22 protein-coding genes, 2 tRNA genes and 1 other annotated feature are annotated in these 24,332 nt (G+C 42.0%); of the genes, 16 read left to right on the top strand and 8 right to left on the bottom strand.

The features are described from left to right. Position 1 precedes the first annotated feature (1 nt). The 3 genes from E0485_RS19400 to E0485_RS19390 all read right to left on the bottom strand — a co-directional run bounded on the left by E0485_RS19400 (position 2) and on the right by E0485_RS19390 (position 2,391). Positions 2–595, bottom strand: a complete 594-nt coding sequence (locus E0485_RS19400) for a TVP38/TMEM64 family protein (RefSeq protein WP_132419730.1) — start codon at positions 593–595, stop codon at positions 2–4. A 6-nt stretch (positions 596–601) separates the two neighbouring features. Beyond that, positions 602–1,405: a lipid II flippase Amj family protein gene (locus tag E0485_RS19395; RefSeq protein ID WP_132419758.1), complete on the bottom strand. Its 804-nt coding sequence runs from the start codon at positions 1,403–1,405 to the stop codon at positions 602–604. A 62-nt stretch (positions 1,406–1,467) separates the two neighbouring features. Next, positions 1,468–2,391: an aldo/keto reductase gene (locus E0485_RS19390; protein WP_132419729.1), complete on the bottom strand. Its 924-nt coding sequence runs from the start codon at positions 2,389–2,391 to the stop codon at positions 1,468–1,470. Between the two features lie 163 nt (positions 2,392–2,554). Here E0485_RS19390 and lepB point away from each other — a divergent pair, with 163 nt between their 5' ends. The 3 genes from lepB to E0485_RS19375 all read left to right on the top strand — a co-directional run bounded on the left by lepB (position 2,555) and on the right by E0485_RS19375 (position 3,337). Then, the gene (gene lepB / locus E0485_RS19385; protein ID WP_132419728.1) at positions 2,555–3,073 is read left to right on the top strand and encodes a signal peptidase I; all 519 of its coding nucleotides are present in this window, start codon (positions 2,555–2,557) and stop codon (positions 3,071–3,073) included. A 108-nt stretch (positions 3,074–3,181) separates the two neighbouring features. Continuing rightward, a tRNA-Pro gene (locus E0485_RS19380) sits at positions 3,182–3,258 on the top strand. Between the two features lie 8 nt (positions 3,259–3,266). Continuing rightward, a tRNA-Gly gene (locus tag E0485_RS19375) sits at positions 3,267–3,337 on the top strand. Between the two features lie 138 nt (positions 3,338–3,475). Here E0485_RS19375 and E0485_RS19370 read toward each other — a convergent pair. Further along, on the bottom strand, positions 3,476–4,063 hold the full coding sequence (locus E0485_RS19370) for a hypothetical protein (protein WP_132419727.1): 588 nt from the start codon (positions 4,061–4,063) through the stop codon (positions 3,476–3,478). Positions 4,064–4,386: 323 nt separating this feature from the next. Between E0485_RS19370 and E0485_RS19365 the strand changes: the two genes are divergently transcribed. Then, on the top strand, positions 4,387–5,187 hold the full coding sequence (locus E0485_RS19365; RefSeq protein ID WP_165921233.1) for a class I SAM-dependent methyltransferase: 801 nt from the start codon (positions 4,387–4,389) through the stop codon (positions 5,185–5,187). A 198-nt stretch (positions 5,188–5,385) separates the two neighbouring features. Here the strand turns inward: E0485_RS19365 and E0485_RS19360 are convergent, their stop codons facing one another. Next, a complete protein-coding gene (locus E0485_RS19360; RefSeq protein ID WP_132419725.1) occupies positions 5,386–5,487 on the bottom strand; it encodes a YjcZ family sporulation protein in 102 nt (33 codons plus the stop codon). Between the two features lie 239 nt (positions 5,488–5,726). Between E0485_RS19360 and E0485_RS25195 the strand changes: the two genes are divergently transcribed. From E0485_RS25195 to E0485_RS19345, 4 genes are all read left to right on the top strand, one after another. After that, positions 5,727–5,891 (top strand): hypothetical protein, encoded by a 165-nt coding sequence (locus E0485_RS25195; protein WP_165921232.1) that lies wholly within the window; start codon positions 5,727–5,729, stop codon positions 5,889–5,891. Positions 5,892–6,116: 225 nt separating this feature from the next. Further along, positions 6,117–6,743 (top strand): NUDIX hydrolase, encoded by a 627-nt coding sequence (locus tag E0485_RS19355; protein ID WP_132419724.1) that lies wholly within the window; start codon positions 6,117–6,119, stop codon positions 6,741–6,743. An 11-nt stretch (positions 6,744–6,754) separates the two neighbouring features. Next, complete coding sequence (locus E0485_RS19350; protein WP_132419723.1) at positions 6,755–8,563, top strand: cache domain-containing sensor histidine kinase; 1,809 nt, start codon at positions 6,755–6,757, stop codon at positions 8,561–8,563. Beyond that, positions 8,556–9,368 (top strand): response regulator transcription factor, encoded by an 813-nt coding sequence (locus E0485_RS19345; RefSeq protein WP_132419722.1) that lies wholly within the window; start codon positions 8,556–8,558, stop codon positions 9,366–9,368. The genes E0485_RS19350 and E0485_RS19345 overlap by 8 nt, the downstream gene beginning before the upstream one ends. Positions 9,369–9,456: 88 nt before the next feature. Here the strand turns inward: E0485_RS19345 and E0485_RS19340 are convergent, their stop codons facing one another. After that, on the bottom strand, positions 9,457–9,717 hold the full coding sequence (locus E0485_RS19340) for a hypothetical protein (protein WP_132419721.1): 261 nt from the start codon (positions 9,715–9,717) through the stop codon (positions 9,457–9,459). Between the two features lie 212 nt (positions 9,718–9,929). Here E0485_RS19340 and E0485_RS19335 point away from each other — a divergent pair, with 212 nt between their 5' ends. From E0485_RS19335 to E0485_RS19315, 5 genes are read left to right on the top strand one after another with little or no spacing between them, the layout of a single operon-like run. Beyond that, positions 9,930–11,012, top strand: coding sequence for an ABC transporter substrate-binding protein (locus E0485_RS19335; protein ID WP_132419720.1), 1,083 nt, complete (start codon positions 9,930–9,932; stop codon positions 11,010–11,012). Between the two features lie 2 nt (positions 11,013–11,014). Further along, on the top strand, positions 11,015–12,151 hold the full coding sequence (locus E0485_RS19330; RefSeq protein ID WP_132419719.1) for an ABC transporter ATP-binding protein: 1,137 nt from the start codon (positions 11,015–11,017) through the stop codon (positions 12,149–12,151). Beyond that, positions 12,102–13,790 carry an ABC transporter permease gene (locus E0485_RS19325; protein ID WP_132419718.1) on the top strand — a complete coding sequence of 563 codons (1,689 nt, stop codon included), beginning with the start codon at positions 12,102–12,104 and terminating at the stop codon, positions 13,788–13,790. The genes E0485_RS19330 and E0485_RS19325 overlap by 50 nt, the downstream gene beginning before the upstream one ends. 57 nt (positions 13,791–13,847) lie before the next feature. Then, positions 13,848–15,095, top strand: a complete 1,248-nt coding sequence (locus tag E0485_RS19320; RefSeq protein ID WP_132419717.1) for an extracellular solute-binding protein — start codon at positions 13,848–13,850, stop codon at positions 15,093–15,095. Positions 15,096–15,138: 43 nt separating this feature from the next. Continuing rightward, positions 15,139–16,005 carry a protein phosphatase 2C domain-containing protein gene (locus E0485_RS19315; protein WP_165921231.1) on the top strand — a complete coding sequence of 289 codons (867 nt, stop codon included), beginning with the start codon at positions 15,139–15,141 and terminating at the stop codon, positions 16,003–16,005. 106 nt (positions 16,006–16,111) lie between these two features. Here E0485_RS19315 and E0485_RS19310 read toward each other — a convergent pair whose 3' ends face one another. Both E0485_RS19310 and E0485_RS19305 read right to left on the bottom strand, forming a co-directional pair. Then, positions 16,112–16,750, bottom strand: coding sequence for a hypothetical protein (locus tag E0485_RS19310; protein WP_132419715.1), 639 nt, complete (start codon positions 16,748–16,750; stop codon positions 16,112–16,114). Between the two features lie 69 nt (positions 16,751–16,819). Then, a complete protein-coding gene (locus E0485_RS19305; RefSeq protein WP_235857637.1) occupies positions 16,820–17,605 on the bottom strand; it encodes a helix-turn-helix domain-containing protein in 786 nt (261 codons plus the stop codon). 233 nt (positions 17,606–17,838) lie between these two features. After that, positions 17,839–18,088: a binding site (T-box leader), on the top strand. A gap of 54 nt (positions 18,089–18,142) precedes the next feature. Between E0485_RS19305 and pheS the strand changes: the two genes are divergently transcribed. From pheS to zapA, 3 genes are all read left to right on the top strand, one after another. Next, positions 18,143–19,174: a phenylalanine--tRNA ligase subunit alpha gene (gene pheS / locus E0485_RS19300; protein ID WP_132419714.1), complete on the top strand. Its 1,032-nt coding sequence runs from the start codon at positions 18,143–18,145 to the stop codon at positions 19,172–19,174. Between the two features lie 47 nt (positions 19,175–19,221). Then, on the top strand, positions 19,222–21,681 hold the full coding sequence (gene pheT, locus E0485_RS19295) for a phenylalanine--tRNA ligase subunit beta (protein ID WP_132419713.1): 2,460 nt from the start codon (positions 19,222–19,224) through the stop codon (positions 21,679–21,681). Between the two features lie 98 nt (positions 21,682–21,779). Further along, the coding region (gene zapA / locus E0485_RS19290; protein WP_132419712.1) for a cell division protein ZapA at positions 21,780–24,332 on the top strand (2,553 nt) is incomplete at its 3' end.

Below are 24,332 nucleotides of genomic sequence, written 5' to 3'. Positions count from 1 at the left end.
ATTATCTCGTCAGTCGTGCTTCAATAAGCTTGCTCGCAAACCAAAGGGAAGCAGCGAAGGAAGCAAGTATTAGAAGCTTAATTGGGTTATGGATAAAAGCGATAAAATCTCGTCCGATAAAGGAAACGATCAGAATCATGATCGCTTTGCCGCTTGTAATGGCAAGCACAAAAGGGAGAATTGGCATTCTGCTGATTCCAGCAGCGATGTGAACGATAAAGGCTGGGCCCATAGGTAAGCAGCTAATAATAAATATAGAGCCAAAAGAATGCTTCTGAACCCATTCAAGACTGTTGATAATGAATGGGTTTGTTTTCCATTTTGTGATGATTGGATGGTCCGCCAAATGTCGAAAAAATAGATAGATGCATATAGAGCCGCTCACAACGCCAATCCATGAGCATATAAATCCAGTCCATAGTCCATAGGCTGCTGAATTGGCCGCTACTAGCAGAAAGAGAGGAAGCGGTGGAATGAAGGATTCGATAAACGTTATCAATATGCCAGGGATAGGTCCAAATGACTTGTACTTCTCAAGCAAATAGATTAAGGAATCATGAGAAATTATGGGGGGAAGTTCAAGCCAACTCGACATCTCCTGTTAACCTCCATTCACCAGTTCGACTACCCATTTGATCCAGTAAGCGGCAGGAACAAGCAGGAGTTGGGCTAGTAGGGTACCTGCGAAACGGGAGATCATGAGTAATCCAAACATTTTATTAAGCGTCTCGATTTCGGCTTTGCCGGTCAAGGCTCGATCCGTGGCAACGGCTACTTGTGGATCTACGAACATAGCAAAAATAATCGTCGCAATACCATTGATTAGTCCTGAAGACATCAAAGCTTTGGCAGAATTATCTGGCGTTAATACTGCTGCGTATAATGCCGCAAGTACGCCAACGGTATAGACCGCAGTTACTAAACAATTAAGCAAAAGAAGACGTTTGGGCAAGCCTCCGATTCTTAATCGAGATAGCATAGCTAAGCGAGGTTTGCGAATATGTTGCCCTGCATGTTTCAGTTTCTTGATCGTAACGGAATGTTTGAGCATTTCGGGTAAGGAGCCTGCTACCTCTAAATGTGAAATCACTCTAGCTGAGATAAATACTAAGGTAGGAAAAAGAATTAAAGCGATGAGGGTTCCGATCGATGAAGAGAAGATAATCACACGGAAAGGAGAAACTATGTCCGCTAATCTGCCGCTTTTGGCATCGTCCACCATGTCGCCTATAAATAAACCTTGAACTAAATTAGCAGTTCTGGATACCAGTACGATGATCCCTGCCAAAGAAAGCGCGACGGCTAGCTTGCTTACACGAATTCCTGCTAAGCGAATCGCATAGGAAGCTGTGTCCGTCGCATGAATAATTGAAGTGAATAAACATAGTAAGAGCACTTGTTGAATCACTTGCCCACTCCCCCTAAACAATTAAACGACGGTTGGATAGCTTTCTTGGTTTATTCCCCTTATTTATCTTTCCAAGCTTGCGGGTGAGAACTAGGTGCATAGTTAGTGGCAATGCTGTTTGCTTCAACCTGAGCTGGTGATTTGCAGCCAGGAATGACAGCCGTAACCGCTGGATGCTTCAAGCACCATGCGAGTGCCCAAGTTGCCATATTCATATCAGTTGGGACTTCATTTTCACGTATTGCATGGACTTCTTGAAGACGCCTAGCGACCAGCTCCTGATCGTGGCGATGGCGAACATCGTTATCTCCAAACACTGTTCCTGGTGCGTATTTGCCGCTTAAATATCCACTCGCAAGTGGTACACGCGCTAGAACACCTAAATCTTGCTCGATACAGGATGGGAAAATTTGCTCTTCTGGTGAGCGATCCAATCGGTTGTAAACAACTTGAATCGTTTGAGAACCAACCTTCGTAGAAGAAGCCGTCTGATGAATTTGATCGTTCTTGCTGATGGATGTGCCAAGGTGACGGATTTTACCTGCCTTCATCTGCTTATCAAGCATCGTCCATAAATCGTCATTATCGAACATTTCGTCTGCGCCTGAGTGGAATTGATACAGGTCAATGTAGTCCGTTTGCAGTGCTTGAAGTGATGCTTCTAATTGAGCCAGCACCTGTTCAGGCGCCCACTCCTGCGTACGATCGAATAATCCATGGAACCGATGGCCGAATTTAGTCGCGATGACGAAATCCTCTCTGCGATGTCTTGCCAGATAATTACCAACGAGCTGTTCCGCCAGATGATCGCCATAACATTCGGCCGTATCGATCAGGTTGATGCCGACTTCCTGCGCACGATCCAGAATGGCGTCTACTTCTTGTTGATTAAATGTTTGTCCCCATTCTCCGCCGAATTGGTAGGTCCCAACTCCGATAACGGAAACTTTCAGGTTTGTTTGTCCGAGTCTTCGATATAACATGAAGTTCACTCCTTATTTATACATGGATATTTCTCACAGAAACGCCCCGTCTATAAATACGGTGAAACCGTTTCTACTTGAGTCACATTTTATTATGGCATAGAAATCATATATAATATAGGTTATTATTGACTGCAAATTCAGAGAAGTGGAGAGGTGAGCTATGCGATATATTCTCAAATGGATCAAGGAATACGGACTCAGCATCGTAATTGCGATAGTACTTGCACTATTTATTAATACATATGTTGCCCAAGCCGTAATCGTGCCTACAAATTCGATGGACCCTACAATTAAAGTAGATGACCGCTTAGTGCTTCAGAAATGGTCGCTTAATGATTTGCAGCATGGCGATATCGTCGCTTTCTGGCCACCGATTCCTGATAATCATGACGCCTACATTAAAAGGTTAATAGGATTGCCTGGCGATACGATAGAGGTGAAGGATGGTGCTCTGTATCGTAATGGAGAGAAGCTTGATGAGCCTTACGTGAAGGTACATATAAATTATACTTTTCCTAAAGTTGTTGTTCCAAGTGGCAAATACTTCTTCCTAGGAGATAATCGCAACGTATCCAACGACTCGCATAAATGGCCAACACCCTTTGTGGATGAGTCAGAAATAATTGGCAAAGCATGGATTCGTTTCTTTCCATTCGGATCATTTGGTTCGATAGAATAGTGCATATAAGACTATGATCTGTAAAAAAATACCTCGATTTAATGACTTGCACAATCGCTATAAACATGATATATTAATTTTTGCCTTTACTAAAGATGAAGGCAATGACGGGATGTAGCTCAGCTTGGTAGAGCACCTGGTTTGGGACCAGGGGGTCGCATGTTCAAATCGTGTCATCCCGACCATATCATATGCGGATGTAGTTCAATGGTAGAACTTTAGCCTTCCAAGCTAATAGCGTGGGTTCGATTCCCATCATCCGCTTATATGTTTGACAATGACGAAACCCTTGCGCTGCAAGGGTTTTTTCTTTTGGTCATTTTTCAACTAAGATTCGGGTAATGAAAAGCCCTGAATAATTCAGAGCTTCTCAATATTATATAAGCTATGTAGTTCAGCACACTATTGAAAAAATATCGCCATATGTCTATCATATAACATTATCCTATCAACATATCCATTGTCATTAAAGATAAAATCTGTTCCTATTTGCTCATAAAGATCATCTTTATTTGATAAGGGATTAGCGAGACTCTCCTGTCCCATAAACTTCTTCAGTTTAAGGTCGTAGTAATATGCAATATCCCTATCTATCTTCATAGTTGGAACAGGATACTTTTCACCATAAGATTTAATTACATCACTTTTTAAATCTCCGACTTTGATTCCCCTTATCGTACTATATATTTTCTTTGAACCTTCATCGAGCGAAATAAGCGCTACAGTTTCTTCATTATTTTCTTTATTGACTCGATACATTATTTCCACACCAAAATCATATTTTATTAAAATATCTTTATTTCCATTACCTAAAATTTTTTCTGCTTCAGATCTTTTCATGCCGTAGTAAATCTTCGCATTCTTGTCATCAATTTTCATGATAGCTATATCATCCTTAGACATAGTATCTGGTTTAAACTTACCTTCACCACACCCGCTTAATAATACGGAGAATAATAACATTAACACTGTAATCGTTTTTAGTTTCAATTACTACAACCCCTCAAATATTTTAATTAGAAAATCTTGAATTTTCTGTCTAAATACTATTTAACCATAAAAAAACTTGGACAACTACTCCAAAGTTACCGCGATTTTACAATCTGGAAAATGTGGAAACTGGTAAAAAATCCTAAACATTGCTGGTCATAGCAATAAATCTCTATTATATTGGCTCATTATAAGTAACGTGATATATTTTACTTAACATAATAGAAAGGGTGATCGGTTATGAAAACAACGGATATTAAAATGACAGTTATTACAAGGAGGGCGACTATACTTTAACCCTCCTAGAAAATGGGGGAAATATTTTGAATAGAGAATTTATTGTAAAACATTGGTATGCCGACATATACGAGCAATTTGAAAACCATACAAATGACGTTGAGTTTTTACTGAAAATTTTGAACGAGCAAACGGACCAAACTCCTCAAAACATCCTTGAGGTCGCCTGCGGCGGCGGGCGCATTTGTATACCGCTTGCTCAAGCCGGGCATAAGGTAACGGGCTTTGATGCGGATGAGCATATGCTTCTTCGCTGCTACCGCCGAATGAAAGGCTTAAGCAACTTACAATGTTTCATGGCAGACGCCACAACCGCAGACTGGGGGACAGCCTTTGATGTCGTTATCTTGGCTGGCAACATACTGATCAACATTGAATCCGATATGGACTATGCTCAATCACAAGCCGTCTTCATCCGAAAGGCTGCGGAAGCGCTTCGGTCAGGCGGACATCTCTACTTGGATTTCGATTTGCATTTTGATCCTTCCGCCACCTTTAACGGATTACGTGAAGGCAGCTATTTTAAAGGCACCGATGATTTGGGTACATATGGACGAACTATTAGTTACGGAAGCATCTATAATCCTATAACCCAAATATGTGCAGGCGTCAACCACATTGAAATCACAACAAACAGCGGAGATCAATTCATCATTCCAGAGCAATGGTACAAGCATATCCCGACCCAAGCTCAGGTGTATGGCTGGCTCAAGGATGCAGGGTTCACCATAGAAAGAACCTTTATAAATTATACCGACCAACCATTGGCGGAACCCTTAAATGATATGAAGTGGTGCCGTGCAACTATTTGGGCCAGAAAAGTCTAAGCACAAAACTCAATCTTAATTTTAGCAAATAAGCATGAAGAACTGTTTCCCATCAATTAAAGGGAAACAGTTTTATTTTTGGAGGTAAATAAAATTGGAAACAAAATAGCCACTCGATTAGGAGTGGCTTTAGAGAGAATGACTTATGAAAGTGATAAATGTAGTCAGAATACATCTGACCTTCCTGTTAAATCATTCTTAGTACATAAATGTTTTTGTAATGATAACTAAAAGAATAAACAGAACCAAAATCGCAGCTGTGTTAGTGAACATGCCTCCGCAGCTTCCAAATTCACCCATGTGGATCCCCTCCTTCACTTCTAACTAGAAATATCATATGTCTCTAAGACAATTTTGATTGGGTAAGAGTACAGTTCATTGTAATCATACGTTTGATTTCATGCTATATCGATAAAAAGGCTAATTTATCAAGACAAGATGACTTGGGGTTTTTATCAATCGTGCATATAATATCATACGATTAGCTTATGAAGAGAAAGTATCATGAGGCAAATAGCAAAGGAGAGATAACAAGGTTCATGAAGAATAAACAAAAGAAGCCATCTTATTTAAAAGGTCAAAGGATTAATAGCAATTATAATGAATTGGAGGGTCTTGATGAACAGAGTGAATCCATAAATAACAAAAAGGATACAAAGAAGGGCAAAAGAAAGAGATTAATAAAAAGAAAAGTTAAAGCTTAAATTCAAAGCGTTCCATTGCTGCTGGCAACACTTGCGGTGTTAAGAATACGTTTGATAACTATAAAACCCTTGAGCTACAAGGGTTTTTTCTTGTAACCTTTTTCAATACTTGAACCCTTATATTGTAGCATCGGACGTAATAATGATATAGTTATGAAAATTGCGATAACTCGTTAGAGATCAGAATTTATAGTCGAAGATATACGTACTAAAGGGGGAGCTGCGATGAGTTACGAGTGGTTGGATTGGGCGAAGCAGATTCAGAGTATTGCTCAAATTGGACTGGCTTATAGCAAGGATGTTTACGATCTAGAGCGATTTGAACAGCTTCGGAAGTTGAGTATGGAGATTATGGCGCGTTATACAGAGACGGAAATGGATGAACTGCCTCGTTTATTTGCGAGTGAAAGCGGTTACGCAACACCAAAGGTAGACATTCGTGCTGTCGTGGTGCGGGATGGACAAATCCTGCTCGTTCAGGAAAAAGCGGACGGTTCCTGGTCGCTGCCTGGTGGCTGGGCGGATATCGGACTATCGCCGGCAGAGGTTGTGGTGAAGGAAGTAAGAGAAGAAGCGGGCATTAATGTACGTTTCATTAAGCTGCTCGCCGTTCTCGATACGAAGTTGTACGATAACCCGCCTTCTCCATATCATGTCTATAAAATGTTCCTGCACTGCGAAATGCTGAATCCAAACGAAACGATAGAGTTTGAAGGTGTGGAGACGAGCAAGGTGAGTTTCTGGGATGTACATCATTTGCCTGAACTATCACGCGAAAGAAATACGGAAGATCAAGTAAGAATGATGCTCGAACTGATCCATAACCCTGGGGCTCCAGTTCATTGTGATTAGGTAACAAGCCTATGCTGCAAAAAATCCAAGCCTATCTTAGCAGAATCAATCTGCAAAATAAACTAGTTGCTCTGTTTCTGCTGCTTTCTGTTATTCCGCTGACCTTGCTTGGAACTTTCTCTTACAATAAAGCTTCAAGCGTTATACAAGAGAAGGTATATCAGACTGTACTCGAAAATTTATCTCAGGTGAACCATAGCTTGGATTATTTTGCCCGAGACATTGAGCAGCTTTCGATTTATATATACGGTAACAACGAGATACAAGAAGTACTGGCTAAGCCTTCTAATCGAAGCTTGGTCGAGAAGCTGGAAGATGAGAAGAAAATCAACGGCATTCTCAAAATGTTTCTCGGCTTCAAAAGCTGGGATATCGATATTTATCTGCTTGGACTCAACGGTGATCGATATTTTACAGGTGATTTACTGCCAAGTCCGTACGAAGATTTTAACTCCAATTGGGGACTGTTCCGTAAAGCCAGATTAGCAGATGGGAATGTCGTCTGGGATACGCATTATGCGATGAAGAAGATTAATGATTTTGGCGTGGTGCTTAGTTCAGGAAGATTAATGAAGAGAATAGGTACCAACGAATCGTTGGGCTACTTAGTTATTGATATAAGAGAGCCTGCGCTTGCCGATAAATATGATAAAGCTTATTTATATCCCGGTGGGGAAGTCTATTTGACTGATCAGAGCGGTTATATTATTTCGAGTACACCTTCCAAGCAACAGATCGGTACGAAGTTGCAGGCGGCTTTTATGCCAAAAGTGATTGAGGGGACAAAGGGCTTTTTCAGTATTGATTCTCCTGATGAATCTACAGCGATGGTGATCTATGATACCTCCAAATCGACTGGCTATAAGCTGATTAGCAAAGTGCCTGTCAACATGGTGACCAAGGATAGCCTTAGTATCCGCAACTTGACCATTTCGATGATTATCTTAGAGGTCATTGTATTCTTCGTCATCGCATATTTGATCTCCCGGACCTTGACACGCCCCATGCGCAAGCTGAATTCTTTAATGCGTAAGGTAGAAGGCGGGGATATGAATGTTTCCTTTGCCTCCAAATATAATGATGAGGTCGGGCAGTTAGGGCAGAGCTTCAACCGTATGCTGGGCCAAATTAATCATTTAATTAATGAAGTCTATGAGAAGCAGCTTATGCTTCAGCAGGCAGAGCTGAAGGCAGTTCAAGCGCAATTCAATCCGCATTTTCTATATAATACATTGGATTCGATTAATTGGATGGCACGCATCCATAAGGTGGATGATATTAGTCAGACGGCTGTGGCATTAGGCGAATTGCTGCGGTTCAGCATTCGTAAGGATGGTCTATTCATTCCGATCGAGGAAGATTTAAGGCAAATCAATAACTATCTGACGATCCAAAAAATTCGTTATCGCGATAAATATGAGGCGACACTCGAAATTGAGTCTGATATTCAGAAGCTGTACATGCCTAAGCTGCTGCTGCAGCCGATTATCGAGAATGCGATTACCCACGGGCTTGAAATGAAAATGGGCAAAGGCAAGATCGATATTTCGGTTAAGAATGTAGGAGAACGGATACGGTTCGTTGTGCATGATGATGGTGCGGGCATGGACCCGATTCGGGCAGAGCAGATCATGAATGGAGAATATGTAACGAATAGACTAGAGAAAACGGGAATTGGTCTAGATAATGTGAGGAAGAGGCTCCTATTATATTTTGGACCTGAATATAAGCTTCAAATTGACAGTGCTGTTCAGCAGGGAACGACGATAACGATTGAAATTCCCGTCATTACAAGTCCTGAGGAGGGTAAGCATGTATAGGATTGTCATAGCGGATGATGAGTGGGTAATACGGGAAGGTTTGAAGCACACGATTCCGTGGGAAGACCTAGGTTGCCAAATCGTCGGTGAAGCGGTAGATGGCATCAGTGCATGGCAGCAAATTGAATGCAATGCGCCAGACATTCTGCTTACCGATATTCGCATGCCCGGAATCGACGGTTTAGAGCTTGCGATGCAAGTATCACAGAATTATCCCATGGTGAAAATCATCTTCCTGACAGGCTTCGATGAATTTGCCTATGCGCAGCAAGCGGTTAAGGTTGGGGCATCCGATTATATTCTGAAGCCGACTAATTCAGATGAGCTGATCAAAGTGATTCGTCGGATTACATGCGATATAGCAGATGAACGGCGTAAATCTGATCACATGAAATGGCTGGAAGCACGAGTTGCAGAGTTAGGTGAACAAGAGCAGCAGGATGAATTTTCGGCATTTTATAAAGATAAATATGATTTTAGTGCTGCTTATTCCTATTTGGATCAGCATTATCATGAGGATATTGCGCTGCAGGACATCGCATCGCTTGTTCATATGAGTGAAGGACATTTTTGCAGACAGTTTAAGAAGCAGACGGGGCATAACTTTCTGGAGTTTCTAACTAATCTTCGGATGGAGAAGGCAAAGCCGTTATTAGCGGATTTAAGCTTGAAAATATATGAAGTATCCTTACAAGTAGGTTATCAGGATTCTCGATACTTTAGCCAAATTTTCCGCAAAGTTACAGGCGATACACCTACTGAATTTCGTAAAAAGCATACGAATCAAATGCCTGCATCCTCGTGATACATTACATAAAATGAAAAATCACTGCCGATGTGTCCTTTTTTAGCGGACAGCTAGGGTTCAGTGATTTTTTATTTGCAAACACATATTATTTGGATTGATTTAATGATGTGATAGTCGCGTGCGTGACCATCGCTTTGATGAAGAAGAATACACCTAAGAACAAGAGTACAGCCATTCCAATGATGAGATAAGTTGCTACATCCTGCTGCTGATGTAAAGCTAAATTCGTTCCCACATAAGACTCGAGCAAGGATAAAGCAAAGAAACATGCGGCTAAGAATAGGGAAGTAGTCTTTTTCTCACGCAGGACTTCAATTGGTTGTGGATATGCTGTTTTGGTCTGCATTTGGTTGCCTCCTGCAAATATGTCAGAATTGTTACATTTATTAAATTAACATAATTATTAAAAAATTAACAGCATTAATTTTCAAAGTTCTGTCACATTTTCTTGATCAAAAATTTCAACCATTTGCTCAATTTCATCGCATTGAAAGCGTTTTCTGCAAGATTTATAGTTAATTCAGACATTAAACATGTATTGAAAGGGGTATTAAACAGATGAAAAAAAGTATGTGGTCGAGCATGATGATGTTAATCATTTTATCGCTTACGCTAGTTGGTTGTGGTGGAGGTAAGGACACGGCTGCAAGCAGCACACCAGCGCCTGCTAAGGATCAAGGAGCAGCAAGTACAGAGACACCAAAGACGAAAGGCGGTAAATTGACGATCTATTCACCTAATGCTGCAGAAGTAAACAACCCAATCGTCAAAGAATTCCAAGAGCGTACAGGTATTGAAGTTCAATTGATTTCTGGCGGTACTGGAGAATTGCTCAAGCGTGTGCAAGCAGAAGGCGATAACCCGCTTGGTGACGTGTTCTGGGCTGGCGGAGCGGATTCTTTGGAAGCTTATAAGAAGTTCTTTGAACCCTATCAAGTGAAAGAAATTGATCAAATCGCAGCCTCCAACCTCAGCAGCACAAATCATTGGACGGCATTCACCTCGATTCCAATGGTCATTATGTATAACAAAGAATTAGTTAAAGACGATGAAGCGCCAAAGAGCTGGAAAGACCTGCTTGATCCCAAATGGAAGGGTAAAATTGCATTCGTAGATCCTGCTAAATCGGGTTCCTCATTCACGCAGCTAGTGACGATGCTTACAGCGTTCGGTAAGGAAGATGGTAAGGGCTGGGATTATGTTAAAGACTTAGTGAAGAATATTGACGGTAAACTTTTATCCTCATCAGGTATGGTATATAAAGGCGTAGCTGAAAAAGAATTTCCAATTGGCGTTACATTAGAAGAAGCAGCTCAGCGTTATGTTGAAGGCGGAGCACCTGTCGGCATTATGTATCCTGAGGAAGGTACATCTGCAGTTCCGGACGGAGCAGCCATTATCAAAGGGGCTAAGAATATCGAGCAAGCGAAACAATTCATGGATTTCTTAACAGGTACAGATGTACAGAACTTGGTACAAAAAGAATTCAATCGTCGCTCCGTACGTAAAGATATCGAACCGCTTAAAGGCATTCCTGCCATTGCTAGTATCAAGCTGGTTGATTATGACTTTGATTGGGCAGCAACACATAAAGAAGAGATTATTAAGAAATTCAATAAAATCATCACGGGACAAGAATAATTATGCAGAGTATCGTATTTGACCATGTGAATAAATACTTCGGAGATATGAGAGCGGTTAACGATGCTCACTTTACAATCGAAGCGGGTGAATTTTTCACCTTGCTTGGACCAAGTGGATGTGGAAAGACAACGCTGCTTCGAACAATTGCTGGCTTCTATCATCAAGAAGAGGGCGATATTTGGTTCGGTGATCAGAAGATCAATGGCGTTCCTACGCACAAAAGAAATATTGGCATGGTTTTTCAGAACTATGCCATATTTCCTCATATGTCCGTTTTTGATAACGTTGCTTATGGTTTGCATGCTAGAAAGGTAGACAAAAAGGAAATTGAGAAGCGGGTTATGGAAGCTCTGAATATGGTAGAGCTATCTCATCTGCGTGATCGTATTCCATCTGACATGAGTGGCGGTCAGCAGCAGCGGATTGCACTTGCACGCGCAATTGTTATTAGACCGCAGTTACTGCTGATGGATGAACCCTTATCTAATTTGGATGCTAAGCTAAGAATCAAGATGCGTTCCGATATTCGGAATCTGCAAAAAGAACTTGGGATCACGACGATTTACGTAACCCATGACCAAGAGGAAGCGTTAGCTGTATCCGATCGTATTGCGGTAATGAGCGAAGGTAAGGTTCAGCAGATCGATACGCCGCAAAATATTTATTCATTCCCGCAAAATCAATTCGTAGCCAATTTTATCGGCACTTCGAATTTTATAAACGCCGAGGTTGTAAGTGGGCAATTGGATACAGGCGACACGAAGCTACGGATCGCAAATATCGATTTTGCGATACAGCTTAATCGTTCTTACACAGGTACTGCCATGTTGTCACTTCGACCGGAGAGAATTGATTTGACGACTGGCAATAAACCTCAGAATGGTTTATCAGCCGAAATTGTGGAGGTAACTTTCTTGGGAGAGAAAGTAAGCTATGTCGTTAAGCTTCAAGATGGAAACGTTCTGCAAATTGGGCAGCATGCAATTGAGCCAAGCGATGTATTAAAGGTGAAACAGCAGGTGTATGTAAACTTGAATTTAGAGAAAGCTGTGATTTTTGATTCAGAAGGGCAGGAGGTGCTTTATAGTGCAAAGAACAGCACGAACAGGAGCCTCGCCACTGCTCAGCAGGCTTAGTCTACGTAAGTGGGATTTCTGGACTTTCGTTATTATAGTAGGGTATTTGTTCTTCTTTACTTTCATTATTTATCCGCTATTTAATTTGTTCTATGCTAGTTTGTTTGACGAAAATGGAAGCTTCTCTCTTGCGAATTACGGAGACTTTTTTCGTCTGAAATATTTTCGAAATGCTTTGTTAAACAGCTTCCTCGTATCGGGACTTGCGACTGTATTTGCGATCTTAATCGGCGTACCTATGGCGTATATTACAACTCGCTATAATATTGGATGCAAAGGCCTAATAAATATTCTCATCATTATGTCCCTGCTATCGCCACCTTTCATCGGCGCTTATTCTTGGATTCTGATGCTGGGAAATAACGGATTCATTACACGGTTCTTGCATGAGATTGGGATTCCATTTGGAACGGTCTACGGCTGGAAAGGAATCGTGTTCGTATTCACGCTGCAATTCTATCCGCATATTTACTTATATGTTTCTGGAGCGCTTAAGACAATTGATACATCACTTGAAGAAGCAGCTGAAAGTCTCGGACATTCGAGCTTTAGACGTCTATGGAACATTACATTACCACTCATTTTCCCAACCTTATCGGCTGGTGCGCTCATGGTATTCATGGCATCCTTCGCTGATTTTGGAACACCGATGCTGCTTGGGCAGGGATTCAAAGTATTGCCTATTCTTGCTTACGAACAATTCATTAGCGAGATGGGCGGCAATCCAGCGATGGCAAGTACCTTAAGTGCGATCTTGATCATCTGCTCAACATCAATTCTTTTCCTGCAGAGATATTTTGTTTCTCGCAAGAATTATGCAATGTCGGGCATGAGAACACCTAAAGTAGTGAAGCTGCGCAGAACACCGCGTATCCTTCTCACCCTAGGAGCCTTAGTCGTTGTATGCATCTCTATGATTCCGCAAGTAACCGTTGTAGTGACCTCTTTTATCAAGACTAAAGGACCTGTTTTTCACAAAGGATTCAGCTTGGACAGCTATAAGGAAATTTTATTCCGAGTTCCACGTGCGATCATGAACACGTACTCGTTCTCACTGATCTCCATATTAATTATGATCGTATTCGGGCTTGTGCTAGCTTATATCATTGTTAGAAGGAAGTCGAAGTGGACTGCAGCACTTGATGGAATCATCATGATTCCTTACGTCATGCCGGGAACGGTTCTCGGAATTAGTTTAATTATTGCTTTCAACAAACCGCCCGTTTTATTGACAGGTACGTGGATCATTCTTGTAGTCGCCTATGTTGTTCGTAAGCTACCCTATACGATTCGTTCAAGTACAGCTATCTTGCAAGGTCTTGATCGTGGGGTTGAAGAAGCATCTATTAGCTTAGGCGTACCCCCGATGAGAACATTCTTCAAGACGACAGCACGTCTGATGATACCTGGCGTATTATCTGGAGGGATTCTTAGCTGGGTGACGACAATTAATGAGCTAAGCTCAACAATCGTACTCTACTACGGGGCAACAGCAACCATTTCGGTAACGATCTATAGTGAAGTTTTTACTTCCAATTATGGTACAGGCGCAGCATTAGCTTCTATCTTAACGATCTCAACTTTAATCTCCCTATTGATTGCAAATAAACTGATGGGCAAGAAAGGCTTAAACATCTAGAGACTCGAATTGCGTTATTGCAGTATAATTGGTGCAAATAACGTTGTTCAGGGGGAAATGATGCATACCAGAAAATGGTTAGTCGGCATTGTGCTTAGTGGTGCAGCAGTTATCTTGCTTGTCATCATAAGCTCACTCATGCACAATCCCAATCGAGTGATTGATCAGGAAGTGAAGGTAGAATCATCCATTGAATGTTGGGTATATACCAAAGAACTGGCTGAATATATGAAAGATTTTGAGAAACAGAATCCACAGTATAACGTGGAAGTGAGAGGATTCAGTTCTGCTGAACAGCTCTATGAGGAATTGAGCGCGGCGATCTCAGCTAATGCAGCTCCGAATCTAGCTGAAATAAACGGTATTTACGGAGTTGCACAGTTAGCTGATAGTGGAATGCTAATCTCGCTTAAGGACCATTTGGCGCCGGATGTGTGGCAAAAGCTGCATCCGGCATTTGTGTCCCAATTTACCTATAAAGAGGCTTATTGGGCTCTGCCAATCGGTGGAGAAATTCCTGTTGTTTATTACAATGCAAATTTGGCTAAGCATGCTAACTTGGACCTTAACCAAAGACTTGGTGATTTAGCCCAATTAAAGTACACTGCCGAGAAGCTAACGATAGACGTGAATAAAGATGGTGAACCCGATATTTGGGGGCTTGGGGTTGATTCCAAGACTCCTTGGTTTTTTATGAATTGGGTGAACAGACATAACTTACTCGATGATCGTAATGAGGCGTGGCTGGTCCCACTTCATTTATGGCAGCAGCTTGTATTTGATTACAGGGTGATGAAGCCGCTTCATCATCAATTAGCACTGAGTGATTTTATTAATGGGAATGTTGGACTTTTTATTAGTTCATCCAGCAGAACACTATTGCTTGATCGATATATTGGGGGTAAATTTAGCTATAACGTGCTTTCCTTTCCTATATTTGAAGGGGGGCAGATCATCCCGAATGCAAGTGGCCTTGCTTTGATTCATTCTTCTTCAGAAAAAATGCAATCAGCTACTCGACTCATGGAGTATGTCATCGATTTGAAACAGCAGAAATCGATGCTACAACATACTGGCTTAATTCCGGCAAGCACGGAAGCTATTGATTTATTAATTTCGAATGAGGATACGTCTTCAAAAGAACAGGCTATTCTAGAAATGCAAAAACAATTTATGCGTATTACACCTAATCGATCTGACTATGACAGGTGGGAGAAGCTGAAGGAAATTATAGAGAAGCTGGAGTCACAGGCCGGGCTAGAGCTTGAACCATTGATGAATGAATTAGTGGTTTCAAGTCAGTAATTTATGCAATGCTTAAGGCAGGTAAATGAAGGAGGAGACACTCGTGATAATAGAGAAGCTTACTATCCAAGGATGTAACGAGTGGAACGAGGATGCACTTATTGCATCCGAAGCGATGCAAATATTTGGGGTGTTAGATGGGGCTACATCACTGAAGCCATTCAGAGGACCGAATCAAGAAACTGGAGGCTACTTGGTTTCTAATTTGGTTAAGCGAGAGCTTGAAAGCTTGGATGTAACAGAGCTTGATGCTTTTCCTTTACATGAGCTGGTCCTTCGCGCTAATGCAAGACTAAGACGAGAGATGCTTGAAAGTGGAATTGATGTCTATAATAAAGAAGAATTGTGGACAGCAGGTATCGCCTTAGTTCGTATACATGAGAATTATATTGAATATGTGCAGGCTGGAGATTGCATGATTGCTGTATCGTACAAGGATGGGGTTATTAGGACCGTATCCCATGATCAGGTTGATCATATTGATGCACAAACAATGCGGATGTGGAGAGATGGCATTCATCAGGGGATTAAGACTTGTGCAGAACTACGTAAATTAGTCGAACCGACTATTCTGCACAACAAACGCACGATGAATACACTTGATGGCTATGCAGCGATTAGCGGAGAGCCAGAATTAAGCGAATATATTGAGTATGGGCGTATCAATCGTATGCAGATGACAGATCTGTTAATTGTGTCGGACGGGCTGTTTTTGCCAAGATCGCTGGATGCGAATGAACCACCAAGAGATTCGGGTATCGAAGGCTTGATGCGACACGTTCAAAAGCAAAATTTGCACAATTACACGGATTGGCTCCTTAATTTAGAAGAAACGGATCCTGAATGTCTGAAGTACCCACGATTCAAGAAATCGGATGATAAAACAGGTATTTATATAAGGTTTGAATGAAATAAGTGCGTATCCATGAGGCTGTCCCAGAAAAAAGGAGGCGATCCCTGGTCAATTTAATGACTTATGGGATAGCCTCATTGTTTTTTGTTATAATTCTATGAAATTACTTGAAACTAACTGACTCGATTAATTTATCTGTTTCTGCTTTGGACTCATCATCTACATATGTGATTATCAAGTTCAATGCATATCCATTCATGAGCGTGGAGTATATTTTTTGTGTTAAATTCCCACCATCTTGTGACAGGCTAGTTTCCAGAACGTCAAAATCTTTGCCGCCTACTTTAACAGAAGTGATCTCCTTGAACTGGTAAGGAATTTGAGATGCTATTATAATTTTTTTAGTAGCTTCCAGATAATCCTTGCTTGTTTTGACTTGTGATTTGCTTACTTTCTCTGCATTGGAGATGACGCTAGGATTCAGTACAGCTTCACCCATAGGAAATTTGGATGCCATTGCCAAGTTGAGAAGTTTTTGCTCAGCAAGATCAAATTGCTTTTGCTTTGTTTTGTCGTTCCCTGCAGCTATTTCTTTACCAACTTCGTTAACTTGCCTCATAGTTTCTTCATCTTGAACGTTCCAACCTTGTGGAACTTGAAAACTAATACCAAAGTATTCGTTCTTGTAAGTTCCGTTTTCAACTTTGCCCAAATCCACTTTTTCCTTGCCCCCGCAAGCTGTTACAAACACTAATACCAACATGGCCAGAACAGACCAAATTGCCAATTTCTTCTTAGACATGATTATCCTCCTGATTTCTCCCTTTTTGTTTACCCATACAAGTGTATCAGGAAAAAAATACTTATCTAGCTATATTTTTGTATAGTATAGATTTTTCTGAAAATAAGGTAATCGAGCTACTTTCAATACGGCTTCTGTGCTTGATCGAACGCCTAATTTATCGAAAATAATTTTTTTGTGGTGATTGACTGTGCACTCTTTAATTTTCATTATTAGCGCAATGGATTTTACCGTATGCCCTTGCGCAATAAGCTTCAGCACGTGCAACTGACGGTCAGTCAGCTTAATGGAACAGTCCCCATCAACTTGACTTGTAATTCTACTCCGGTAACCGCTCAGCAAATGTTCTGAAAGAAGTTTAGCAATAGCGATTAATTCTGTTTTCATGTCTTCATTAACCGTGGATACGTCCAGAAAACCGATGTTCTCGCCGTCAATGGTCAGCGGAGTCGAGAAGCAATGCCAAGTATGGAAAAAGGCATTTTCATGCTGCTCCGGGCGCAGATAGATCGGGCCGCTGCAGGACATTGCTTCTGAGATGGCATTGACGCCGCAGCTTTTCTCTGTAAAATACATGCCTAGCCGAATCGGAGACCGCCGCACTGTACTTTCAAGATTTTTACTGTATTCTATCGTCAGCAGAACGCCGTGTGCATCAGTCAGCAGAAATACGAACGAGCCCGTCAAGTATTCCTTGATGTCTGAAATGCACTTGGCAAATACAGAAATTAATGTTTGGTTTTGCTTGCAGATTATATCAAATTGAGATTGGGATACGAATAAAGGTGGCGATGGAATGTATGTTTTTGAACTTGTCTTATCTTTCGTCTGTTGCATAGCTTGCGTTTGAATCATTTGATAATACTCCCCTTGTTTCCTCTTCTTGCTTCGAGAAGAAACGGTGTCGCTAAAATAGTCCAACTAATTTAATCGGCTAAGTGGAGTGAGTTTTAAATAAGACTAATCTACTAATTTCAGGAAAACTAAGTAATATCAAACAACAGATATTATTTCATTTTGGCAAAGGAATCCCCTTGCATCCCGTGGTCAGATTGCATATAATAACTGATAACTATAATTATATATGACCAAATGTGTCGACGGAGATAAGTAAGCAGTGCCTCCCCACAGGGAGAAGAAGCCATGATTGAGAGCATCTTCAGGGAAACAGGCTGCCGAAATTCACTCCCGAACAGTCCTTTGAACGAGCATGCTTCAAGTAGAGGGAACCGGATGATGTATCCGTTATTGAATGAATGAAGTGAGATGTCTTTATCGCTGTCATGTGATAATCGGCATTTAAACAGGGTGGTACCGCGAGCTTTGCTCGTCCCTTTGATGGGATGAGTGAAGCTTTTTTTGCGTAAAAGAATCGATGTAGGAGGTAATGTAATGAAAGAACGTTTGCAGGAATTAAAAGTTGAAGCGCTTGAAAAGCTATCCAAGGTTAGTATCAAAGAGGAGCTTCAGGAGCTCCGTGTTAAATATTTGGGTAAAAAAGGTCCTCTAACTGAGATTCTACGTGGTATGGGCAGCTTGAGTGCTGAGGAGCGTCCTCTTATTGGACAGGTTGCGAACGATGTTCGCGAATCGATTGAGCAACTGGTGAATGAAAAGCTTGCTTACTATGAACAGCAAGATACGGAGAATCGCCTTCGTTCCGAAACGATTGATGTAACGTTAGCAGGCAGACCATCTAGCCAAGGCGCAGTGCACCCACTGAACAAGATCGTGCAAGAAATTGAAGATATTTTTATTGGAATGGGTTATTCCATTGTTGAAGGTCCTGAAGTTGAACAGGATTACTATAACTTCGAAGCGCTTAATTTGCCCAAAGATCACCCGGCACGTGATATGCAGGATTCGTTCTATATAACAGAAGAGCTGCTGCTCAGAACACAGACATCCCCTATTCAAGTTCGTACGATGGAGAAGATGAAGGGTCAGCCTATCAAAATTATTTCTCCAGGCAAAGTGTACCGTCGTGATGATGACGATGTTACGCATTCCCATCAATTTACACAGATTGAGGGTCTTGTTGTAGGACGCGATATTCGCATGAGCGACTTAAAAGGTACGCTGCTGCAATTCGTACAACAATTATATGGTCCAGATTCGCAAATTCGCATGCGTCCTAGCTTCTTCCCTTTCACAGAGCCAAGTGTCGAGCTTGATGTGTCCTGCTATTATTGCAAAGGTGCAGGCTGTCGTACATGTAAAAACACAGGTTGGATTGAAATTCTAGGCGCAGGCATGGTTCATCCGCGCGTGCTAGAGATGGCGGGCTATGATCCGAAGGAATGGAGCGGTTTTGCATTCGGTATGGGTCCAGAACGTGTTGCTATGTTGAAATACGGTATTGACGATATTCGTCATTTTTATACAAACGATGTGCGCTTCTTAAATCAATTCGTGCATCTATAACAAGGAAATTTTATCTCACGAACAATTAAGAGGAGGCATCCATCCGAATGAAAGTATCCTATCAATGGTTATCACAATATGTAGATGTATCTGGTTATACAGGTGAAGATTTAGCGGAGAAGCTTACACGCTCGGGAATTGAAGTTGACATCGTCGAAAATCGGAATAATGGTGTTTCAGATGTTGTTGTCGGTTATGTCAAAATGAAAGAAAAGCATCCAGATGCAGATAAGTTGAATGTTTGTATCGTCGATGTTGGTCAAGAAGAAGATTTGCAGATCGTTTGCGGTGCGCCGAACGTAGCAGCAGGACAGAAAGTTCCTGTCGCTGTAATCGGGGCTGTCCTGCCTGGCGATTTCAAAATCAAGCGTGCTAAGCTGCGCGGTGTTGAATCACAAGGTATGATCTGTTCTGCCAAGGAACTTGGCATGAATGATAAGCTTTTGCCAAAAGAAATTCAAGAAGGCATTCTGGTTCTTCCAGAGGACACCGAGATCGGTACATCCATTCTCGACGTACTTGCGCTTAATGATAAAGTACTTGATCTGGATTTAACCCCTAACCGTTCCGATGCACTGAGCATGATCGGTGTAGCGTATGAAATTGCAGCTATATTGGGTCGAGAAATTAAGCTGCCTAATCCTGAATGTGATCTTGCTAGTATGATGACAAGTGAAGAAGTACAAACTTCTGATCGCATTGGAGTAACGATTGCTGAGAACGAGCTGTGTACACACTATTCCATTCGTTTGATTGAAGGAGTAGAAGTTACATCTTCTCCGCTCTGGATGCAGAACCGTTTAATGGCTGCAGGTATTAGACCAATCAATAATATTGTAGACATTACGAACTATGTCATGCTTGAGTATGGTCAACCGCTTCACGCTTTTGACGCAGATAAGCTTGCAGATGATCGTATTGAGGTCCGTCTTGCAGAAGCAGGTGAGAAGCTTGTTACGCTTGATGATGTTGAACGTGAGCTAGAGCCTCATATGCTAGTAATTGCTGATGGTGAGAAGCCAATTGCACTTGCAGGCGTAATGGGAGGAGCGAATAGTGAAGTAACATCGTCAACGACTCGAATTGCACTTGAGTCTGCCAAATTTGCAGGAAAATCGGTAAGAAAAACTTCCCGTCAGTTAGGATTACGTTCAGAAGCATCCTTGCGCTTTGAGAAAGAAGTTGATCCAGCACGCGTGATTGCAGCTTTGAACCGTGCTGCTGTATTAATGTCTGAGTATGCACATGGTAAGATAGCAAAGGGCATTGCTGAAACGCATATTAGTGATCCTGCGCCGGTATCCATCGAATTATCACTAGCTCGTGTGAATGGCTATTTAGGAATGGAATTAACGCAAGAGCAAGTGAAATCGATTATGGGTAGATTGTATTTTGAATATGAAGAACTTAGCGATAGCAGCTTGCTTGTGCATGTACCTAGCCGCCGCGGAGATATTACTTTAGATGTTGATTTGATCGAAGAAGTGGCTAGATTACATGGCTACGATCATATCCCAGCTACTTTAATAAGTGGGGAAACAACGCCAGGTTCTCTTACGCGTGAACAAGCGATCCGCCGCATGATTCGTAATATCATGACACAAAGTGGACTGCATGAGGTTCTAGGTTATTCACTAGTAAGAGCAGATCAAAGCGAGATGCTGCCGAGCATGTATCCACAAGCGAAGCCAATCGGTCTTGCAATGCCAATGAGTGAAGACCGTTCTGTGCTGCGTACCTCATTAGTACCGAATATGATTGAGACAGCGATCTATAATCGCAATCGGAAGAATGAGAACCTGGCACTGTTTGAGATGGGGAAAGTATTCATTACAGAAGAAACTACGCTAACAAAACAGCCTGAGGAAAAAATGCTGTTATCCGCTCTTATCGCAGGCAAACGTTTAGGCGAGCATTGGTCCTATAAATCAGTGGATAATGTTGATTTCTATGATCTGAAAGGCGTGTTTGAACGAGTATTATCTTACTTTGGCATTCAGAACATCACGTTCGAACAAGCTGCACCTGCGGGTTTCCATCCGGGACGTACTGCTGAGATCGTGCTGAAGCAAGCAGAAGGACGCCGAGTGATTGGACGCATGGGTCAGCTTCATCCAGCTCTTCAAAAGCAACAAGATCTAGATGATACTTATGTACTTGAAGTTGAGCTTGAGCCGATCATTGCGGAAGCAAATGATCTGATCGTATACAAGATCTTGCCTCGTTACCCATCTGTAACGCGTGACCTTGCATTAGTGGTTGATTCGGCAGTTCCTGTTGGTCAAATGGAACAAGTAATCCACGAATCAGCAGGGAAATTGCTTGAATCCCTACATGTATTTGATATCTATAGTGGCGATAAATTGGGCGGCAATAAGAAGAGTGTAGCGTTCTCACTTGTTTATCGCGCGGCTGAACGTACTTTGCAGGATGAAGAGATTGCTGAAGTACAAGAGAAGGTACTCAATGCACTGCAGCAGACATTCTCAGCCGAACTTCGCAAATAGTAAATAATTAGTATGCAAGTTATAGCAGGAAATGAGGCTGGGCGTATCGAAGTTTTATTAGATACGACTAGCCTTCATTTTTAGGAGGGAGAAACAGGATGAACGAGAATCGCACTCGAATAGCAGTTGATATATATGGAATGCAATATAAGATCATGTCCAGCAAAAATACTAGCGTTGCTTACATCAAAAGAATAGCAGCGGAAGTAAACGAGCAGATGCAGCAAATAGCAGCTAATAATCCTAGGCTGGATGTTCAGCGAATTGCTGTTCTTGCAGCTGTACATATTGTGGATCAGAACTTTCGGATGGCAGCTGACCTTGAGCAGCTGCCGCGATTAAAGGAAACGAATGAGCATCAGACTGAGCAACTACAGCAGATTACAGAGCAGTTGAAGACTGCTACTGAGGATAAAGAAGCAGCCTTGCAGGAGCTGCGAGATGAATTTGAAGTTATGCTTACTAAGCAGCGACTTGCTCATACTGCTGAATTACAAGAGCAGAATGCGAAGCTGGAGGAAGTGACCAAACAGTCCCAAGCGGAGCTTGCTGCAGCAACTGACAAGCATAAACAAGAGATAGAAGAATACAATCATCGTATTCAGAAATTAGAGAATGATACCAAGCATAGACGTTCTCAGCACGAGCAGGATTTGAAGCAAAAGCAAGCTCAGCTTGAACAAGAGCGCAATAAAGCCCAGACGCTTCTACAAGAAGAACGCAATAAATCCAATACAGTTCTTCAGGAAGAAACGAATAAGCTGCAGTCCGAGCATGAGCAAGAGATGAATAGGCTGCATTCCAAGCATGAGCATGAGATGAATAAACTGAAATCAGATCATCATCAAAGTGTAAATAGCTTAAGAGCGAAGCTCGATCAGTTGCAGACACAGTTGGAGCAAGACAAGAGTGATGTACAAGCTCTACTTGATCGGGAGAAACAAGACCATGAGCAGAGTATCGTGCTGCTTAAGGAACAATTGGAGCAGGAGCGCAATAGCTCGCAGCAACTGCTTGAGCAAGCACAGGCTGAAGCTGAGTTGAAACTTGAAGAGGCGAATAGTGCGGCTGGGTCGAAGCTTGAACAAGTACAGGCTAAAGCTGAATTAAAGCTTGAAGAGGCGAATAGTGCAGCTCAATCGACACTTGAACAAGCACAAGCCGAGGCACAGATGAAGCTTGAACAAGCACGAACGGAAGCCCAAGCGCGGCTGGAAGAAGTACAGCTTGAAGCTCTGGCAAGTTTGGAGCAAGAACAGCTTAAAGCGGAGGCATTGCTTGAAGATGAACGCCGTAAGTCACGTCTTCGATTAGGTGATGAAGTCCGTAAATTGGAATCTGAGCATAATCAATTGATAGATGAGCTCAAAGAAAGTTATCACAATGAGCGCAATGGGCAGAGTAAACTGCATAGTCAGGAAATTAGTGAGCTTAAGTCTCAATTCTCTGCAAAACGCATCGAGCTAGAGAGTCAAATTGAACAAGCACGAACGGAAGCCCAAGCGCGGCTGGAAGAAGTACAGCTTGAAGCTCTGGCAAGTCTGGAGCAAGAACAGCTTAAAGCGGAGGCATTACTTGAAGATGAACGCCGCAAGTCACATCTTCAAATAGGTGAAGAAATCCGTAAATTGGAAAATCAGCATAATCAATCGGTAGATGAGCTCAAAGAAAGTTATCACAATGAGCGCAATGGGCAGAGTAAACTGCATAGTCAGGAAATTAGTGAGCTTAAGTCTCAATTCTCTGCAAAACGCATCGAGCTAGAGAGTCAAATTGAACAAGCACGAACGGAAGCCCAAGCGCGGCTGGAAGAAGTACAGCTTGAAGCTCTGGCAAGTCTGGAGCAAGAACAGCTTAAAGCGGAGGCATTACTTGAAGATGAACGCCGCAAGTCACATCTTCAAATAGGTGAAGAAATCCGTAAATTGGAAAATCAGCATAATCAATCGGTAGATGAGCTCAAAGAAAGTTATCACAATGAGCGCAATGGGCAGAGTAAACTGCATAGTCAGGAAATTAGTGAGCTTAAGTCTCAATTCTCTGCAAAACGCATCGAGCTAGAGAGTCAAATTGAACAAGCACGAACGGAAGCCCAAGCGCGGCTGGAAGAAGTACAGCTTGAAGCTCTGGCAAGTCTGGAGCAAGAACAGCTTAAAGCGGAGGCATTACTTGAAGATGAACGCCGCAAGTCACATCTTCAAATAGGTGAAGAAATCCGTAAATTGGAAAATCAGCATAATCAATCGGTAGATGAGCTCAAAGAAAGTTATCACAATGAGCGCAATGGGCAGAGTAAACTGCATAGTCAGGAAATTAGTGAGCTTAAGTCTCAATTCTCTGCAAAACGCATCGAGCTAGAGAGTCAAATTGAACAAGCACGAACGGAAGCCCAAGCGCGGCTGGAAGAAGTACAGCTTGAAGCTCTGGCAAGTCTGGAGCAAGAACAGCTTAAAGCGGAGGCATTACTTGAAGATGAACGCCGCAAGTCACATCTTCAAATAGGTGAAGAAATCCGTAAATTGGAAAATCAGCATAATCAATCGGTAGATGAGCTCAAAGAAAGTTATCACAATGAGCGCAATGGGCAGAGTAAACTGCATAGTCAGGAAATTAGTGAGCTTAAGTCTCAATTCTCTGCAAAACGCATCGAG

The organism is Paenibacillus albiflavus (assembly GCF_004344915.1).
In the GTDB taxonomy this organism is placed as follows: domain Bacteria; phylum Bacillota; class Bacilli; order Paenibacillales; family NBRC-103111; genus Paenibacillus_AM; species Paenibacillus_AM albiflavus.
The sequence above is the reverse complement of the archived record's forward strand: the minus strand, read 5'-3'. Positions and strand labels throughout refer to the sequence as shown.